Genomic DNA, 18,710 nt, shown 5'->3' with positions numbered 1-18,710 from the left:
TATTTATCAGATGACAAAGGTTAAAGCCGATATAAAAAAACCGACAGTTACACACCGTCGGTTTTCGAGATTTTAAATATAATTAGTTTTATTGACCTGTAGTTGTCGCTCTGCTTTGAGCAACTTGTTCTTGCAAGGCTTTATCAATACGTCCTGCCAGATACATATGATCTGTAGCCGAATTTTTACCCAAAACATTGGTCATCAGACATACGATATACTTGGGCCCATCATCAGGATGCTCTACAATAATCACCGAATTCATATAATTAAATACGTTTCCTGCATAGTCGCCGCAAGGACCTTTGCTCTTATCACATTTATAAAAACTTCCGCTTTTAAAGTAAACAGCAGCTGAATCCAGATCGTGCGAATAAGCATAGCGTATACGACGTTCGGTTTGATACATAATGCGTTTCATCTCAAGACTAGAAAGCGAATCAACGGCTTTCCCTTGTTCCAGATTTATTAAAAACTTCATCAAGCCTTTAGGAGAGCCAATGCTACCTCCCATACGACCTACATAACGTTCACCTCCATTAGTAAAAAAGCCACCCAGTCTCCACTCATCTTCGGTGATGCCCATGGCTCTCAAGGGTTCGTTAACAACCTCATTGGCCAGTCGGGTTACTTCGCCACGGTCTGTATCTTTAAACCACTGCATAGCTTCTTCATCGGTAAGGTCAAAGTATTTTTCACCAAAAACCTTCAGCAATAATGCTTCGCGATACACCACACTGGCAGCGCCGTTATTACTTACGGCAACCATATGATCGATCCATTCATAAAGGCTAAAAACATCATCTTCGCGTGCCGTTCTGCGTGTTAATTTATCTTGTTCAATATCATAAACAGGAATGGTATGGTGATCGTAAACAGCAAAAGGTCCACCTTTTACGCGCTTGTACTTGAGTAAATTCAATCGAGCTCCCCAATCATCCGGACATAATTTTTCAAGCTGATCAAACATTGCAATAAGAATAGCTAATTTTCCCACACTTCCCGGTTGATATCCTCGGGTTTCGTTGCGCGAAGCGTATTTCAGATCGGTACTGTCTGTCATATCTAATACCGAAATCGAATAGCTTTGATCTAAACCGTAAAACAACCCGCCAATTTTTTTCTGAAGTTCGGGATCGTCCTGCATATAGGTAATTGCGCTGTCTCTTTTTTGAGTAAGTCGCAGTTTGATGTCATCTATAGAATAATAAGCTCCAGGTGGAATGCGATTATAGGCGACGCTATCTCGTACCAATTTTTGCAAATAAGCCAGGCGATCTATCCCTGTGCGTTCATAACCATCGATAGGGTAGAAGCTTTCAGGCGTGGCAAATGCTAGTGCCAGAAGTACTACAGGTATGCAGAATAATAATTTTTTCATAGTTAGTTTTTATAAGAATATTAGAAGAGGTTGCAGAAAACTTAGAGCTTACTGTCCATTTCTATATATTCGTCTGGATTTGTTTTTGGAGCTATAGAATCAAGATATCCATTGCTCAAGGCATTTTTATTTTCAACAAAAGGACGTATTTGAAATAGCCACAATTTGTCATTTTGGAATCCTAATTCTACATCATAAGCTGAATTGGGATTGCTATTGGTCTCTTGCGGTATTTTGGTACGAATTTCCTCTGCAACCTCTCTTAGGCTTTGAATATTCTTTTCGTTGAGAATTGAAGATTCAAAAGCTGTTTGATAGGCTTTAGTTCCGCCTGATGCGGGTAGACGAATGAAATCCGGTTGACGAGCAGGTGCGAGTAACTTGCTTTCTGTTGAGGTTACCAATCGGGTTTCGGCAGCCTGACCATCTACGGCTCCACCGGCACCACGACTAAAGGCAACGGTAAGATCTTCATCAGTTCCTTCATTGATTCCTTTGGTGATCATCACACCACTATAATCTACATCTACACTTGGAATCACAAGAATGGAAGGGAATACATTTTCAGGATTTGAAAGGTAAACCTGGCGCCATTTGAAACTTCGCTCGGTGTACGGAGATGCCCATACTTTTTTGATACCATCTAAGATCTTTTGTTCTTCAACTACGTTAAAAAGCGTCAGATTTAAACCTGCACCGGTAAATTCTTCTAAGTCTTCCATATTAGTGTCACTGCGTAAAAACACAGGGGCTTGCCCTATAGGTTTTCCAAAAATAGAAGAGAAGGCGTTGCGCAATTCAGTAACGAATGAAGGTTTCAATTCCATAGCATTGATCGCCTCTCTTAAAGTAGCAAGCTTGGCGAGTTGATAATCGACCACTTGCGACTCTGGAGTTCCTGCTTTTCGTTTTGCTTCGGCAGTTTGAAACATTTCAGTTAAAAACTCCCAGTAACTTTTTCCCTGACCAGGCATTGGTAAATTCATGTGATCTCTAAAAATTCCAAAAGGAATCACGAGCCCTTCAACCACGTGATCAGGAAACATTTGTTTGAGTTGCCCCAGATTAGCAGCTTTGGGCCCAGAAAGGATTCCGCTGGCCGAAGCATCAATATCACGCATATTGAGAATGCTCTTTTTGTCTAGCTGTATTTTTTCGATAGGAACGGCAATTTTAGATTGATTGCGCTCTTCGGTAGAAAATAAAGCTTGTTCTTCAGAAGTCATTGCAGCAGCGAGTTTTAGGATCACGGTTCCCTTACTTGAAACGGCATAGAATACGTCTTTCCCATTAAAGGCTTCAAGATCTTCTAAATTTTTATCGCTTACAGCTGCGTTAGGAATGCCCAAGTTACGCGCGAGCAGCTGTACGTGAGAAACTAGGTTCCCTTCATCTACCGTAGCGATTCCTGCCACAGGTTTTAGGTCTGAAGGTGGACGCTTGAAGATGTAGATCTTTTTATTTGAAACTTCGACCGCATCCGGATTTCCTGAGACGACAACCAATTCGCCCATCGCGTATCCCGGATTCAACCCGTGAATAGCGCTTTGCTCATCAATTTGCATCACATCGTTTTCTAGGTTTGATTTGGTTGAAATAAAATCACCCAACTCGCTTACGGTTTTTCCTAACGGAAGCGCTACCGACGATCGCACGCGATCATCAATAAAGCCCGCGGCAAGCGGTTCAAATTCGGTGTATTTTGCTACCACTTCGTCGTAATTTGCTTTAGCCATCGCAGCACTCCATTGCACAATGCTACGCGAAGTATTTAAAATGGAATTCAATTCTGCCAAGGAAACCGTAGTGTAATTTATAGGAGCAATAACCGAAGCTACTTCTTCCCATTCCCAAACTTCTAAAAGTCCGGTGCCGGCAGTAGCATAACTCAAATAATAGTTTTTTTCTAGTAACTCACGAAGGTCTTCAGGTTCCCAGTCGGCTGTTTTTTTCAGCAGCATTTCTTCTAGTTTTAAGGATACATCTAAAAGAGTGAGGCGTTCTGAAGCCTTTTTTACCTGAGTGATCTGTGTTCTAATGTTGCACAAAAGATCACTGATCTCGGGGATGATGTTGTATGCGGGTGTATTGTTGTCAAAATCTGTAGTAAAATCAAGCAATTGCGATTTAACGTCAAATTCTCCTTTAATACTTGAAACCTCATTTTTTAAGCGCTCTAAGTTGATTGGAGAATAGTACTCATTCAGTGTAGCGACAAGCGCATCAAATTGCTCTTTAAGCTCCGGAGTAAGTTCGTCGTTATATTCCTGACGGAAATTTTGCACAAGAGCAAGGTCGCTTACTTCGGGCTGGCCGTGAATTTTTACGCGAACATCCATAAACTCAGGAAATTCTTCCGCGATCACTTTTGACTCACTGCGCATACGCTGTGCGATATTGTCGTCACCAGAATGAGGAATGTCTTTTAGCGATTGTCTAATGAGGTAATAATTTTTTTCTAAGCGGGCGTCATCTTTCAAAAGCCATTCATAAAATTCGATGCCCCAGGCTTCTTCATCTTCAGATTGAATTGCACCACGGTAATATTGTGCTTTTTCCAGAATCCAACCATTATCTACACTTTGTAAATATTTATTAAGCTGGTATTGTTTCAATCTGCTTTGTTGATTGGCCTCGTCCCAAAACTCGTTATGTTCTGCGGCGGCTAAAATTTCACCAAAAAATAGATGATTTTTTTCGGCTAAATCCTCTGTAATGCTCTTGTAGCTTGCGTGCTGTATGCCGTCAACACCCTCTGGACAAGGATCTTTGGGTTCACGCATCGTACCATCTTCACAAAACCAACGGATACGCAAATAGGGACCACGAGGATCCTTTTTAAAATCCTGTATCGTTTGCTTAATTGTTGATGTAGTATATTCTTGAGCTTGAAGTGAAAATGAAGCTACTACAAAAAGGAAAAAATACAGCGCAGGTAGTGTTTTGGGCATAATAGGTTGTTTGTCACAAAAATAAGTCGAGGCCTTGTTAAAGGTGCGCTAAAAAAGATTATGATTTTCTTAAATCTTTGTGGCCTTGAGGCAATGTAAATTTTGATTTTGGAAACCTTTGAGCATAAAGAAAGCCTGTCTCGGTAGAAACAGGCTTTTGTTTTAACTGAATTTAATCGAGATCTAATCCCGTAATTCTAGTTTGCTTAATTCTTTATAGTTGCGTTTTAGACGCCCTAATAGAATGCCGTAAAGTAATTTGTAAAAGCCCCAAAGCATAGCCACTAATACCAGCAGGCATACGACAAATAAAGCGACAAAACTCAGAGGAATGGTCTCACTGCCGTCTTCAGCCTGAATCATGATATCATTAAACTTAGGATCAAAATTCAGCATAGCGATAAACACAACCATACCTATGATGAAGAAAAGAATAAGATTGTACGCTACATAGAAATTTACGGTACGCCTTACTCTAAGAATTCGACGCATCAACTGCTTGGTATTGTCTGTTGTTTGTACATCTTTATAATTCTTATAGAACAAGAATATAAAAACACCTAAAACGGCATATTGTAAAACGATACCTACGATCTCAAACTCATATAAATGTATCTGTCTTAAGGTCTCTAAGGTTTCAGCGTTGACGGTTGTCACGTTGAGAATTGTCCATAAGACAAATTCAAAAATAGAGACGTACAAAATCCACTTCATCAAAGAGGATGAGCGTTTATGTATCATAGTGTAGATGCTTTCTACACTAACCTTAGGAAGTTCGGCCTCCTGGCGCTTCCAGTCTTTTTTTAAAAAATCTAATTCATCCATCGTACTACACCTTTAATAAGTCTTTCAACTTTCCTTTAACCCGGTTCATTTTAACTCTGGCATTCACCTCAGTAATACCTAAAGTTTCAGAAATTTCGCTATACGGTTTGTCTTCCAGGTAAAGAAACACCAGCGCTTTGTCAATATCGTTAAGCTGCCGGATAGCCGAGTACATTAATTTTAATTGTTCTTCTATAGTATCATCATAATCGGTACTGGCTATTTTGAACATCACATTGTCGTAATCTTGAGTTTTAATCCTTCTCTTAGATTTACGATAAAGGGTGATTGCTGTATTAAGCGCCACACGATACATCCAGGTGGTAAACTTAGAGTCACCTCTAAATTTTGGATATGCTTTAAATAATTGAATAGTTATCTCCTGAAACAAATCATTGTGCGATTCCTGATCGTGCGTATACAATCGGCAAATTTTATGCACAATGTTTTGATTGGCTTCAAGCTGAGTTACAAATTGTTTTTCAAGTTGCGGATCCAATATTAAATTGTTAGTTGACTTATTTGTACATAAGCGAGGTAATATGTTACAGCTATTGCTAAAATAATGATAAAGATTAAATCGTCTGAGGGCTGTAAGCTAACTTTGATACAAATTAACTACCATGAATATTCCTGAAACTAGCCAACCGCGCATCGTTATAATTGGTGGGGGGTTTGGAGGCATGAACCTGATCAAGAAACTTAAAAAAACAGATTATCAAGTAGTTTTACTCGACAAGCGAAATTTTCACACATTCCAACCGCTTTTATATCAAGTATCAACTTCTGGGCTAGAGCCTGAGTCCATCGCTTATCCTTTGAGGAAGATCATAAGGAAACAAAAAAATATGCATTTCAGGCTTGCTGAAGTGCACCGCATAGATACCCAACTTCAAAAAGTGCGTACCGATATTGGTGATTTGCATTATGACCATCTGGTGATCGCCACTGGAACGCGTACTAATTTCTTCGGAAATAAAACTATTGAAGAAAATGCGATTTGGATGAAAAGTCTTCCACAGGCATTGAATATTAGAAGTTTGATGTTTGAAAATCTAGAGAAAGCAAATCGAACCGAAGATCCCGTAAAACGAAAAGAACTTTTACGTTTTGTTATTGCCGGTGCAGGACCAACAGGTGTTGAGCTTAGTGGTGCTCTAGCAGAATTACGCTCTAACGTGCTCCAAGCAGACTATCCTGATATGGATACCAGTGAGATCGAAATACACCTTATAGAAGGTGCAGATCGCGTTTTGCCGCCATTTAGTCCGCAGTCTTCAGAAAAGGCACAGAAGTTTTTAGAGGATATGGGCGTGACGATTCATTTAGAAACCTTTGTGGGAAATTATGAGAATAATACCGTAACCACAAAAGGAGATCTTGTTTTAGATACCGCAACCTTTATATGGTCTGCCGGGGTTACCGGAGCTTCTATTGATGGTTTTGAAGAAACTTCGCTTTTACCTAAACTGAATCGTTATAAAGTAGATCGATACAACCGCGTTGCCGGTTTTCAGAATATTTATGCCATTGGGGACATCGCATTAATGGAAACAGAAGATTTCCCAAAAGGTTACCCGCAATTGGCGCAACCTGCAATTCAGCAGGGAAAAAATCTGGCGAAGAACTTCAAAAAAATGTTGCGTAAAGAGGAGCTAGAACCTTTTAAGTATTTTGATAAAGGTTCTATGGCGACCATAGGTAGAAATAAAGCCGTCGTCGATATGGGAAAAATTCACTTTGGTGGATTCCTTGCTTGGTTTATTTGGATGTTTGTACACTTATGGTTTTTGGTAGGTTTTAGAAATAGAGTGGTGACTTTCTTCAACTGGACCTACAGTTATCTCAATTATGATAAAGCAGCCCGACTTATCGTGCGGCCGTTTAAACAGAACAAGATCATCGCAGAAGAAGATTAATAAAAAAGGGACAGTTTTTACTGTCCCTTTTTTATTGGCGCCACCAAAACGATTTGATACTCCACGGCTTGTCTCGAAATTAAAAATTCGTTTTCAACCAATGTCTTGTGGGCCTGCCTTTGTCGGTAGATAGGCTTGCCCGGAGGCAGTTTACTCAATACTTGAGGTGAAATTTTGAATTTCTTTAAAATACTTACTCAACGGATTGAAGAATTGCGTCACCATCGCCGTATGATTTTTATTCATAATGAGCAGTGGCGCTTCAGGCTGAAACTCGAGCAGTTTATTATGAAATAAATCATTGTAATAATAAAGTGACGGAATGGTTTTAGTCCCCAACAAGGTCAAAATAGGCGGTGTATTTTCATCTAAAAAATAATAAGGCGAAGCGTTTTTCCATTCTTCGGGATTGGTGGTCCAAGTCACATTGTAATACTCCTCTTCACCTGGAGGATTTTCTTGCAAATAAGAATACATATCGAGTCCGGCTGCATCGTCGAGAATAATTCCTTTTATATAATCTGTGTTTTCTAAATATTTAGGATTCATAGCAGCCAGTGCAGCAAGATGACCACCTGCAGAATGCCCCATTAAAAAGATTCGGTTGGGATCGCCTCCATATTTTTCGGCGTTCTCGTGGGTCCACTTGATGGCTTTGGCGATCTCTTGAGTCATCTGATCATAATTGGCATACGGACTCAGCGTATATCCGGGAATGACGGTGAGATAATCTTTGCCTGCAAAGTTGCGCCCGAGTACCGAGTAGGTGTTTTTATTCCCGCTGTTCCAGTTTCCACCGTGAACAAAAATCAACACATCGTGAGCCACAAGTGAATCTTTAGGCTGAAAAATATTAAGCTCAGGAGCTTCTGCGGAAGCTTCATAGTCTGTATCTAAATACTCGATGTTCTCTTTCTTGACTGAACCACAGCTAGCTAAAATTAAACTTGTAATAAGAATAGAAAGGGATAAACGCATAGTTAAATTATATAGTTGTAGATAGGTCAACGTGCAAATAGCTGATTTATTGGTGTCAAAAAAGGTAAAATACGTTGAGGTGTTTTATGCTTTATATTTCTCACGCATATAAGCCACAGATTCGATAATCAGCTTTTTGAGAATCTCAATATCAATGTCTGCAAGTTTATTGATATACAGACACGAAGCACCGGTTTTGTGTTTGCCAAATCGTTGAAGCAATTCTGTATAGCGCTTAAAACCCGGCATAATATAAACCGAAAGATTCTGCTTTCGCGGTGAAAATCCTGTAAGGAAAAAATCACCTTCACGGCCGCTTTCATATTTATAATGATACGTTCCGTAGCCGATCAAACTATCGCCCCAGAGTACGGCAGGTTCTGGGATAAGTTCGTTGAAAATGGCATAAAGTTCTAATGCGTCTTTCCTACGTTGCTCGTGTGTCACCGCATTAATATAATCTAATACCGAAGCATCTGTAGGTTGTGTTTTATTAGCCGCCATCTTAGCAATTTTTATATTTATCGTGTAAGCCTTTGCCGTCAAGAATGAGCGGTGTGGCTTTTTCGAGTCTGGATAGTCTGGTTTTTTCTTGTTTGGCAGAAGCAATATGCTCGGCATATTCTTTTTGTCTTCCCGGAGTAAGGGCTTTAAATGCCTTTTCTAAGTTGTGATCTTCTGAGAACGCCTGAGTGAGTTCAACAGGTAGTGCTATTTTCTTAGAAGGTTTTGCTGCTTTTACTTCTAACCCTTTTTTCTGGTTGCTGATCGCCTCGTTGAGGTAGTATAAAAGTTCATCTTCTTTAATTTCTGAAATATCAATATACCGTAATTGTCGTAAGGCTTTTGTTTTTCCTTCCTGAGCATTGTGCAGGCGTCCATATTTATCATTTATCAGTGAGCCATTAAAAAACCAAACCCCAAAATGACGTTTAAATCTACCCAGTCCCGCGACGTTTTTGCCGTCTAGGGTGTACACGGGAGCACTCCATTTAAAGGTTTCTTTAAGCGCAGTTCGGTTTACTATAGATCGAAGTGTTAAAATAGCATCTTTAAAAGGATGCTCCGTTTCAAAATAAGCCTCTATTTTACTGGGATTACTCATAATTTATTGGTTAAAAAGAGCTTCAGAAAAGCTTCAAAAAATTAACTATAAATTTAACTAAAATACGCCATACACTTTGTGAAACGTGTCAAATTTCGGCATACATTAGTACTATAAAATGAGTCAAATAATGGCACAAAACAAGTCATCTAAAAAGGCTGCTCCAGCTAAACAGGCTACAAAACCTGCTGCTGTTAAGCCAGTGAAGACTGCTTCTAGAAAGAAGTAATCTTTAATATCTAAGGGCATCTAGGATGCAGCCGATATAACAATATCCAACTATGGAAAGAACGCCACTTAAAACGTGGCGTTTTTTATTGGTATCAGTTTGCGTGAAATATTCTGGAAGGGTTTATTCTACATCAGGTAAAGTAGAACTTTTAAGAGCGCCAATAATTCCCAGAACCGAAAGTAAAACGATTACCCCTTCAACAGAAATCAGCGAAGCAAGCGCGCTCAAACCTCCGGTAATCAACAGGATGAAACCAATGAGCGTGTTGCTTACAGCAACATAATCGGTGCGGCGGTTACCCTCAGCCATATCTACGATGTAGGTTTTACGTCCCAAGCGCACTCCTTGATGAGCAATTCCTAACACAAAAAGGGCTACAGGATACAACCAAACCTGATCACTCAAACCGGGTACAAATTGAATTAATCCAACTACAATTAAACCTAAACCCGCTGTTAGCATTGCAGCATAAGTCATTACTTTTTTACTAGACTTATCTGCCATTTTACCCCAAACCGGCGCACTAATTATTGAAGCGACGCCATTTGCAATAATGAACAACCCCAATAAATAAGCTTCTTTACCTACATAGCGCTGGGCAAGCAAAATGTAGTAAGGAGCAGTTAAGGCGGAGCAAAGCAGTAAGGAACGGGTAATGATAAAATTTCTAAAGGGTTTATCCTCTTTAAGCAAGCTCAAACGGTTCCAGGCTTCTTTTAGACCGTTTTTACCTCCTTCTGTGGCACCGGGAAATTCTTTGATGTTGGCATAAATTAATGCTGCAATAAGCCACAAGGCTGAAGCAAAGAAAATGAGGTAGCTGTAAAATTCGATACCAACATCATCTTTAGATCGGTAAAGAATAAATAGACCGGCCGCTAAGACCAATATTCCGCTTACTGATGAAGTGTAGCCTTTTAATTTACCGCGTTTTTTCTTTGGAATCGTTTTCCCAAGAACATCTTTAAAAGCGATGGAACATAAGCCTCGAGAAAGACTAAACGCAATCAAGCATAGTATGATTAACCAACCGGCGATGCTTCCTTCAAAAGATAAGGCGATCAACCCGATACCGGCAATAGCAAGAAATTGCAAAAACGAACCTAGGACCCAAACGTACTTGCGCACGGCACGTTTTCTAATGTAATGCGCAATAAACAATTGGGGTAACATCGATCCCGATTCCCGAATAGGAACAATAAAACTGATGAGCATCACAGGAGCATTCACATAACTCATAACCCACGTGAGCACCGTTTTAGGATTACTCAGAGTATCACCCAGAGAGGTAAGCATATTGCTTATGAGAATAAGGAAATAATTTTTTGGCGTTTCTCTACAGGATTCCTCATCAATCGCCTTGCAGCTCCTAGCGTCTTCCTCATCGTTGAGATAATCGTAGAGCTGCTCGAGGTTGGTTTCTTTTTGCGCCATTGCTATTCTTGAACAAGTGGTTCTAAAACAGGCCACACATTTGCAGCTACAAGTTTATGACCTTCTTCGGTAGGATGAATACCGTCATTTTGATTCAGACGCTCTATACCGCCTACGTTTTGTAGTAAGAATGGAATGAGCGCAATGTTATTTTCTTCAGCTAACTGCGGAAACATATTTTTAAAGTCGGTGGTGTATTCCTTTCCCAAATTAGGCGGAAGCTGCATCCCAGCAAGAACGATTTTCGCCTGCGGCGCTTCAGCTTTTACTTTATCAATCATCCATTGCAGATTTTCACGCGTTTCTGCTACCGAAACACCACGTAAACCATCGTTGGCTCCTAATTCTAAAACAAAAATATCTACATCAGGTTCCAGTACCCATTCTAATCTGTTTCTACCTCCGGCGGTGGTTTCGCCACTTAGACCGGCATTGATCACATTATAATCAAGTCCGAGACTGTCTAATTTCTCCTGAATCAAACCGGGAAATGCATTGTCTGGATCTTCCAGACCGTAACCGGCAGTTAGGCTGTCGCCAAAGAATAGAATACTGTTTGAAGTGGAATTTAAATCTTCTGCATTAGTGGTTTCAGAAGTGCTTTGGGATTCTTTTTCTTCAGCATTCGTGGTGTTAGCATCCTTACACGCAGCAAGGATCAAGAAAACAAAAAGGAGGTAAAAAGGAATTCTATTTTTCAAGATTGTAGATTTAAAAGGTAAATGATTATTTTAAGCATTTATTGGCGCCACCATAGGTTTTACGTAAGCTTTGGTTCAAAAAAGCGTCCAAAAAGATTCTCCTTAGCAACACCCATTTATGGCATCAATTTTAGAAATCTCAAATTTAGCAAAAAGCTATACCAGTGGCTCAAAAACGCTCAAGGTACTTGACGATATTAACTTTAGTATAACAGAAAAGGAGACCTTTTCTATAGTTGGTCCTTCGGGAAGTGGAAAAACCACCTTACTCGGTTTGTGTGCCGGTCTTGACAAACCAGATTCAGGTACAGTGACTTTAAATGGTGTTGAACTCAGTAGCCTGACTGAAGATGAACGTGCCTTATTGCGCAATAAAGATGTAGGTTTTGTTTTTCAGGATTTTCAATTATTACCTACGCTTACTGCACTCGAGAATGTTGCGGTTCCTTTAGAATTGCAAGGGGCTAAGCATGCGATGAAAAAAGCAGCGGAATTACTCACAAAAGTAGGTCTTGGAGATCGCGGTAATCACTACGCATCGCAACTTTCTGGCGGGGAGCAGCAGCGTGTAGCACTTGCACGAGCTTTTGCCAATGATCCTAAAATTTTATTCGCAGATGAACCCACAGGAAATCTGGATGCTGAAACCGGAGAAACCGTAGTTGATTTGCTTTTTGAGTTGAATAAAGAATTGGGGACCACTTTAGTTTTGGTCACCCACGATATGGAACTTGCTCAGAAAACACAGAATATTCTCACCATTAAAGGCGGTCGAATAGCAAATCTTACAAAAGCAAGCGTATGAGCGGTATGAAAAGTTCTTTGCGCTTAGGCTGGTTGAGAAAAATGGCGTGGCGCGACTTTAAAGCCAGTGCCGGGAAGTTGAGCCTTTTTATGGTTTCGATCATTTTGGGAGTTGCAGCCATTGTGTCGATTCAATCTTTTGGAGAGACTTTAAAAGATAATATTGCCTTACAGTCAAAAGCCTTGATGGGTGCCGATTTTAAAATTGATAGCGACCATCCATTAACTGAAGAAGCGCGAGCTATCGTAGATTCTTTAGGAGGAGCAGATGCTGAAGAAATTTCGTTTTCTTCTATGGCATTGTTTCCAAAAAATCAAGCGACCAAATTGTTGCAAGTACGGGGGATCAGTAACGGATTTCCATTTTATGGAAAATTAGAAACACAGCCAGAATCAGCTACAGAAGATTTTCAAGAAAAGCAAGGCGCTTTGTTAGATGCAACGGTGATGCTTCAGCTTGATGTGCAGGTGGGTGATACGATAAAAATAGGGGAGGTAAAATTGCCTGTTTTGGGTGGTGTTGAAGCGCTTCCCGGAAGCAATGCAGTTTTTAGCGCGATCGCTCCGCCGGTGGTCATTCCGTATCCATTTATAGAAAAAACCGGTTTGGTTCAGTTGGGAAGCCGAATCGATTATGAGTTTTATTTTGAAGCACCTGATCAAGATATGGAACTTCTTGATCAAGCAATTGATAATCGGTTGGACGAGGCAGACGCCGATCTCGATACGCACACGTCAACCAGCGAGCGTCTTGGCCGACGCTATGAAAATTTTGGAAAGTTTTTGAATTTGGTAGGTTTTATCGCCTTACTTTTAGGATGCGTGGGCATTGCAAGTGCGACAACCATTTACATCAAAGACAAACTCAAATCGGTCGCTATTTTAAAATGTTTGGGAGCGAGCCGTAAGCAGGCATTTCTTATTTATTTGATCCAGATTGGTGTTTTAGGACTCGTTGGTGGAATTCTAGGAACCATCGCCGGTTTGTTGTTGCAGCAGTTATTCCCTATTCTTTTAGAAGGATTATTACCGGTAGATGTTGCACTTAAATTATCTTGGCCGGTTATCTTTTTAGGAATCTTCATTGGCGCTTTTATGTCGGTTTTATTTGCGCTCTATCCGCTGTTGAGTACGTTGCAGGTTTCTCCTCTACAAACCTTGCGCGTAAGTGCTTCAGACAATCAACAGTCATCAAAAACAGCGATAGCAGTTTCGTTTGCGATACTCACTTTTGTGTTTTTATTCGCGTTTTGGCTGTTAGAAGATTGGAAATATGCCGCATCATTCTTAGGCGGGATTCTCGTTGTTTTTAGTATACTAGGTGGAATCGCGCGCGCATTTATGCGTATGCTTCGGAAATATTTTCCCGAGAGTTGGAGTTTTACCTCGCGGCAAAGCTTACGTAATTTGTTCCGGCCTCAGAATCAAACGGTGGTGTTGATTCTTGCGATAGGCGTTGGTTCATTTTTGATAAGTACGCTTTACTTTACTAAGGATATTTTGCTCGCTCAGGCCAATTTAGATAGTGAAGCCAATCAAGCCAATATGATCTTGCTCGACGTGCAAAAGGATCAAATGACTGAAGTTGCACAAACACTATCTTCAAATGAATTACCACCGCTAGATCAAATTCCAATTGTGACGATGCGCGTGCAAAGCATTAACGGTCGCGATAATGCCGATTTGAAGAAAGACACCACAGTGCATATAAATCGATGGATCTTAAACCACGAATTTAGAACGACCTATAGGGATTCTTTAATTGCTTCGGAAGTTTTACAAGCAGGAACATTTACAGGAAACCTTATTGAAGAAGCTGAGGTTGTTCCAATATCTGTAAGCAACAATTTTGCTGAAGATGCAAAGGTAGGAGTAGGAGACCGGGTGACTTTTAATGTACAGGGCCGACTTCTAGAAACCGAAATAGGAAGCATACGCACCGTAGACTGGAGTAGAATGCAACTGAATTTTTCAATTGTATTTCCGGCAGGTGTTTTAGAGCGTGCGCCACAATTTGGTGTGATCACCACGCAGGTTCCTGATGCAAAAACTTCGGCAGCCATTCAGCAGGTTTTGGTGAAAGCATTTCCAAATATTTCGATCCTTGATCTAAGACAGGTGCTTAGCGTTGTTGAAGAGTTGCTTACCAAAATAAGCTACATCATCAACTTCATGGCGTTTTTTAGTATTCTTATTGGGATTATTGTATTGTTAGGAGCGGTACGCACGAGTAAATTTCAACGTATAAGAGAGAGTGTATTGTTGCGTACGATGGGAGCTAAGAGCAAGCAAATATTGCGCATTCAAGGTTTAGAATATCTGTATCTAGGACTTTTGGGGACGCTGTCTGGTATTTTGCTATCCCTCTTGGGCAGTTTACTACTCGCTTATTTTGCGTTTGATACCGCTTTTGTTCCATCGGCAATTCCATTTTTGGTTCTACTTCCGGGAATTACAGCGCTTGTTTTAGCCATTGGATTGAGCAACAGTCGCAGTGTGATTAAAAGTTCGCCGCTAGAAGTATTACGCAAAGAAGGCGTTTAGATATTAAAGATGTCTAGTGTTTTTAAATACTGAAAGAGTAAGCCTGTTCCTATTGCAATCCCGAAACTCAATAAGGTACCAATGAGTACATATTCTGTGAGTTGTCTGTTTTTGCCTTCGGTTAAGTCTCCAAATCTGAATACTGATTTTGCAGTGATGAGAAAACCGATGGCAGACCAGGTATTGAGTAGGATGAATGTAAAAACGAAAAGACGTTCCAAAATTCCTATTATTTTGCCTGCGCCCGCAAGAGAAGTGCTTTTAGATCCTTCTTTTTTAGATTTAGGTTCAATGGCGTTTTGCCAAGGTTGAAGCGCGATACGCATAAGAATTCCGGCAACGTAAGTCACAAAAAATAGTAAGGTGATGAGTAAAAGTGCCTTCGGATGAAAGATTTCATTGAAATCAATTTGATAAGGCGTGTAGTAAAACAACACGAGATTAAGGACGAGCAGATGCGCAATTTGGTCTGCGATAAAAAGTTTACGACTGTTCTTCTTAGTCGTGTACTTGATCTTGAGCGCATCTATCGCATAGTGTGTTAGAATGATGACCAAAATCCCCAAGAAATATTTAGACTCAAACTGAAGCAAGAACAGTAAAGCTAAGAGGTGAACGCCTACGTGCGTCACTAAGTACTTGGATTTCCAGCCGTGCTTGAGCTTATGGTTCACCCATTTTGTGGGTTGTAACACAAAATCACCTAAAATGTGGGCGAGTATTAATTTAAGCGCAAGTACGATCATAGCTTATTGATTTGGTCGGTGTAAAAGTTGAGCATTTTTGAGATTTCATCATAACCGGCTCGAGATAGCGCTTTGCTTATAGCACTTTGTGCTTTGTCTAGTTTTTGACTGAGTTCGGTTTGATTGAGATGAGGTTCTTCAAAACGCGCTTTTACAATTTGTGCAGTTACCGCCGGCCAATTATCCATCGTTAGGGAAGCTAGAGAAAACATAATATTGAGCGTTTCATCAACCGATTTAAAGTCAGATTGTATGACGAGCGTGTTTGTTTTAATAGCATCAAAAGCAGTTCCCGAGTGTACAAAAGCGCTTCCGTTTGCTTGTGTTACATGGTTAGCTTTGTAAGTATAGTCACCAATCCCGATAGCGATACGTACATCAAGAGCGCTATTGGTCTTTATTGTGGCTTTAATATGCAATGCAGCTTTTAGGGCGTGGCTGGCATCCAGTAAAAGCTGAAAACTATCACCACGATAAATTTCCCAGTTTTCTGGGGTTGTGCCATACATCTCGAGAACCGAAACGAGTTGTTCTTGCCATCCCGTAGCTGCTCTAGAATTTATGATATCGCCTGTAAGTACTGCTTTCATATAAACTCAAATACGTATAGTAAATATATATTAAAAAGAGTATAAAGTGAAATATATATTAAATGAGCTATAATCTTAAATATATACTCATAAGGTTATAGCTGTTAAAATCCAACAGCAGTATCATCACCTCTTCGGTCTGCGCCACCTTCTAGAGAGCCATCAGGTAAAACAAGCACACCATCTACTTTCCCTAATATGACACTGTTCTCTTGACGGATTTCATATCCTTTATTACTTAAGGTGTCTAAAAGCTCTTTACCAAAAGCATCAGGTTCAAAAGTAACTACATCAGGTAGCCATTGGTGATGAAAACGAGGCGCGTCAACTGCTTCTTGCATTCCGTAGTCAAAAACAGCGACATTAAGAATCGTCTGTAAAACCGAAGTAATAATAGTTGATCCTCCCGGAGTACCTACAGTCATCCAAAGCTTGCCTTCTTTTTCAACAATGGTGGGAGTCATAGAACTCAACATTCGTTTTTGAGGTTCAATTTTATTCGCTTCAGCACCAATAAGTCCAAACATATTCGGCTCGCCAGGTTTTACGCTAAAATCATCCATCTCATTATTTAAAAAGAAGCCCAATTCATCAACATACAATTTTGAGCCGTAGGCACCATTTAAAGTTGTGGTAAGCGCCACAGCATTACCATATTGATCAATTAGCGAAAAATGCGTAGTCTCCATAGACTCATAACCGGAGATCACTCCGTGTTTAACTTCTGAAGAAGGTGTAGCCTTATCAAAACTAAAGTTTGTCATACGCTTCACCGCATAATCTTTGCTAGTAAGTGAATCAATTGGAATGTCATTAAAATCAGGATCGCCCAAAAAGAAACTACGATCTGCATACGCGCGACGTTCTGCTTCTGTAATTACTTGAATGCTTTTTACAGAATTGTGACCGAAAGATTTAAGATCGTAAGGCTCGATCATTTTTAAAATTTCAGCAAGACACACGCCACCACTCGATGGAGGAGGCATCCCGATCACACGTAAATTTTTATAGTTTGAGATAATTGGTTTTCGCCATACCGCTTCGTAACTTTTTAAATCATCAAGTGTGATTATTCCACCGTGGTTTTGAATGAATTCAACAAGCTTTTGGGCAGTTTCTCCCTCGTAAAATTCCTGTTTTCCATTTGCAGCAATTCGCTTTAAGGTTTCAGCCAATTGCGGATTTTTAACCAAATCTCCAGACTTAATTTTAGTAGAATCGCTCTCACGAAACCCAATAGAATACAAGGTTTCCTTTTCGTTTACTTTATCAAAAACCGAAGCATAATATTGAAAGCGTGCCAATTGATTATCGGTAATCTGGTATCCGTTTTCTGCCAACTCAATCACGGGTTGTAGAATTTCTGCCATAGGTAAGGATCCCAATTTCTCGTGAATAGCAAACATACCGGCGATGCTCCCGGGAACCCCTACAGCTAAAGGTCCTTGGCGGCTTAAGGAATCAACAGGATTTCCTTCAGCATCAAGATACATATCGTGAGTAGCGGCTATAGGAGCTTTTTCTCTATAATCAATACTACCAACTTCACCATTTGCTTTGCGATACACCATAAAACCACCACCGCCTAAACTTCCTGCAAAAGGATATGCCACGTTAAGCGCCATATCTACAGCAATTAAAGCGTCAAAAGCATTTCCACCTTTACGCATAATTTCGGCACCAATTCTTGAGGCTTCTTCGCGGGCAGAAACCACCATAATACTATCGGCGATTTTGCCACGTTCAATAGTGCGTTCATGCGGAGTTTCAGTTTTACAGGCTGTTAAGACGATAAAAAAACTCAGGATCAAACATTTTGAAAAAGCCAAAATATGAGAGGTGTAATTTTTTAAAAGCATATGGTCAGGTGTTTTTAATTCTAAATTGAATATCGAGTTCTTTGATTCGATTGGAGCAAAAAGCTTTTAATTCGTCAAAAAACAAGGTGAATTCATTTTCAAAGTCGTGGTAATGTAATTGTAAATCTTCAACCGCACGATCCATTCCACTTATATTTTTGGTCCGTCGATTCATATTGTATAATACGGTGGCAATTCCACTGATTTCGGCATAACTCAATAACCAATTGTCTGCGATCATATGTGGTACCATACGTTGAATTGAAGGCGTAAGCAACTCAAAATGTTCATCGAGTAAATCGTAAAAGTCTTCTACATATGGCGCCAGTGGTTTGCGATGGTATTTTTTCCAGTTTTTAGCTAAAAAATGATCATAAAGAATGTCTACTATGACACCGCTATAATGACTGTATTTAGGATGCAGTCTTTTTGTGCTTTGCTTTACGATGGGGTGCGAGTCAGTAAAGCTATCAATACTACGGTGCAGTAAAATACCTTTTTGAAGTTGTGGTCTATAGGTCTGGTACTGCTTTCCTTTGATACCATCTGCCATAAAATTGCCAAGCTTTAAAAGCGTATCATTGCCGGAGAGGTATATATGGGCTAAAAAATTCACAGGCTTAAATTACAAATTATCAGGA

The 18,710-nt window shown here is 40.1% G+C and carries 16 protein-coding genes; 3 read left to right on the top strand and 13 right to left on the bottom strand.

Annotation, left to right across the window (positions count from 1 at the left end; translation table 11 throughout):
- Positions 1 to 88 precede the first annotated feature (88 nt).
- The 4 genes from WA338_RS11725 to WA338_RS11710 all read right to left on the bottom strand — a co-directional run bounded on the left by WA338_RS11725 (position 89) and on the right by WA338_RS11710 (position 5,656).
- Complete coding sequence (locus WA338_RS11725; protein ID WP_336093454.1) at positions 89 to 1,381, bottom strand: serine hydrolase; 1,293 nt, start codon at positions 1,379 to 1,381, stop codon at positions 89 to 91.
- A gap of 41 nt (positions 1,382 to 1,422) precedes the next feature.
- The gene (locus tag WA338_RS11720) at positions 1,423 to 4,332 is read right to left on the bottom strand and encodes a PEP/pyruvate-binding domain-containing protein (protein ID WP_336093452.1); all 2,910 of its coding nucleotides are present in this window, start codon (positions 4,330 to 4,332) and stop codon (positions 1,423 to 1,425) included.
- 183 nt (positions 4,333 to 4,515) lie between these two features.
- Positions 4,516 to 5,157, bottom strand: a complete 642-nt coding sequence (locus WA338_RS11715; RefSeq protein ID WP_009780438.1) for a hypothetical protein — start codon at positions 5,155 to 5,157, stop codon at positions 4,516 to 4,518.
- A 4-nt stretch (positions 5,158 to 5,161) separates the two neighbouring features.
- Positions 5,162 to 5,656 carry an RNA polymerase sigma factor gene (locus tag WA338_RS11710; RefSeq protein ID WP_009780437.1) on the bottom strand — a complete coding sequence of 165 codons (495 nt, stop codon included), beginning with the start codon at positions 5,654 to 5,656 and terminating at the stop codon, positions 5,162 to 5,164.
- A gap of 124 nt (positions 5,657 to 5,780) precedes the next feature.
- On the opposite strand from WA338_RS11710, the gene WA338_RS11705 reads away from it, so the two are divergent.
- Positions 5,781 to 7,076, top strand: a complete 1,296-nt coding sequence (locus WA338_RS11705) for an NAD(P)/FAD-dependent oxidoreductase (RefSeq protein WP_009780436.1) — start codon at positions 5,781 to 5,783, stop codon at positions 7,074 to 7,076.
- A gap of 150 nt (positions 7,077 to 7,226) precedes the next feature.
- Here WA338_RS11705 and WA338_RS11700 read toward each other — a convergent pair whose 3' ends face one another.
- The 5 genes from WA338_RS11700 to WA338_RS11680 all read right to left on the bottom strand — a co-directional run bounded on the left by WA338_RS11700 (position 7,227) and on the right by WA338_RS11680 (position 11,526).
- The gene (locus WA338_RS11700; RefSeq protein ID WP_272984798.1) at positions 7,227 to 8,054 is read right to left on the bottom strand and encodes an alpha/beta hydrolase family protein; all 828 of its coding nucleotides are present in this window, start codon (positions 8,052 to 8,054) and stop codon (positions 7,227 to 7,229) included.
- Positions 8,055 to 8,138: 84 nt separating this feature from the next.
- Positions 8,139 to 8,558, bottom strand: coding sequence for a DUF1801 domain-containing protein (locus WA338_RS11695; protein WP_272984796.1), 420 nt, complete (start codon positions 8,556 to 8,558; stop codon positions 8,139 to 8,141).
- 1 nt (position 8,559) lies between these two features.
- Positions 8,560 to 9,159, bottom strand: a complete 600-nt coding sequence (locus WA338_RS11690) for a YdeI/OmpD-associated family protein (RefSeq protein ID WP_272984794.1) — start codon at positions 9,157 to 9,159, stop codon at positions 8,560 to 8,562.
- Between the two features lie 352 nt (positions 9,160 to 9,511).
- Positions 9,512 to 10,825 (bottom strand): MFS transporter, encoded by a 1,314-nt coding sequence (locus WA338_RS11685; RefSeq protein WP_272984793.1) that lies wholly within the window; start codon positions 10,823 to 10,825, stop codon positions 9,512 to 9,514.
- 2 nt (positions 10,826 to 10,827) lie between these two features.
- Positions 10,828 to 11,526, bottom strand: a complete 699-nt coding sequence (locus tag WA338_RS11680; RefSeq protein ID WP_009780430.1) for an arylesterase — start codon at positions 11,524 to 11,526, stop codon at positions 10,828 to 10,830.
- A gap of 118 nt (positions 11,527 to 11,644) precedes the next feature.
- On the opposite strand from WA338_RS11680, the gene WA338_RS11675 reads away from it, so the two are divergent.
- The gene (locus tag WA338_RS11675; RefSeq protein ID WP_272984792.1) at positions 11,645 to 12,331 is read left to right on the top strand and encodes an ABC transporter ATP-binding protein; all 687 of its coding nucleotides are present in this window, start codon (positions 11,645 to 11,647) and stop codon (positions 12,329 to 12,331) included.
- Positions 12,328 to 14,874, top strand: a complete 2,547-nt coding sequence (locus WA338_RS11670; protein WP_272984791.1) for an ABC transporter permease — start codon at positions 12,328 to 12,330, stop codon at positions 14,872 to 14,874. The genes WA338_RS11675 and WA338_RS11670 overlap by 4 nt, the downstream gene beginning before the upstream one ends.
- Here WA338_RS11670 and WA338_RS11665 read toward each other — a convergent pair.
- The 4 genes from WA338_RS11665 to WA338_RS11650 form a co-directional block, all read right to left on the bottom strand.
- Positions 14,871 to 15,620 carry a DUF3307 domain-containing protein gene (locus WA338_RS11665; protein WP_009780427.1) on the bottom strand — a complete coding sequence of 250 codons (750 nt, stop codon included), beginning with the start codon at positions 15,618 to 15,620 and terminating at the stop codon, positions 14,871 to 14,873. The two genes, WA338_RS11670 and WA338_RS11665, sit on opposite strands and share 4 nt — an antisense overlap.
- The gene (locus WA338_RS11660) at positions 15,617 to 16,210 is read right to left on the bottom strand and encodes a SatD family protein (protein ID WP_009780426.1); all 594 of its coding nucleotides are present in this window, start codon (positions 16,208 to 16,210) and stop codon (positions 15,617 to 15,619) included. The genes WA338_RS11665 and WA338_RS11660 overlap by 4 nt, the downstream gene beginning before the upstream one ends.
- A gap of 104 nt (positions 16,211 to 16,314) precedes the next feature.
- Entirely contained in the window at positions 16,315 to 18,069 is a 1,755-nt protein-coding gene (gene ggt, locus WA338_RS11655; protein ID WP_009780425.1) for a gamma-glutamyltransferase, read from the bottom strand.
- Positions 18,070 to 18,073: 4 nt separating this feature from the next.
- Positions 18,074 to 18,685, bottom strand: a complete 612-nt coding sequence (locus WA338_RS11650) for an acyl carrier protein phosphodiesterase (RefSeq protein WP_040532739.1) — start codon at positions 18,683 to 18,685, stop codon at positions 18,074 to 18,076.
- Positions 18,686 to 18,710: the final 25 nt, after the last annotated feature.

The sequence above is a fragment of the Leeuwenhoekiella sp. CH_XMU1409-2 genome (assembly GCF_037029365.1).
GTDB classification, from domain to species: domain Bacteria; phylum Bacteroidota; class Bacteroidia; order Flavobacteriales; family Flavobacteriaceae; genus Leeuwenhoekiella; species Leeuwenhoekiella blandensis.
The sequence above is the reverse complement of the archived record's forward strand: the minus strand, read 5'-3'. Positions and strand labels throughout refer to the sequence as shown.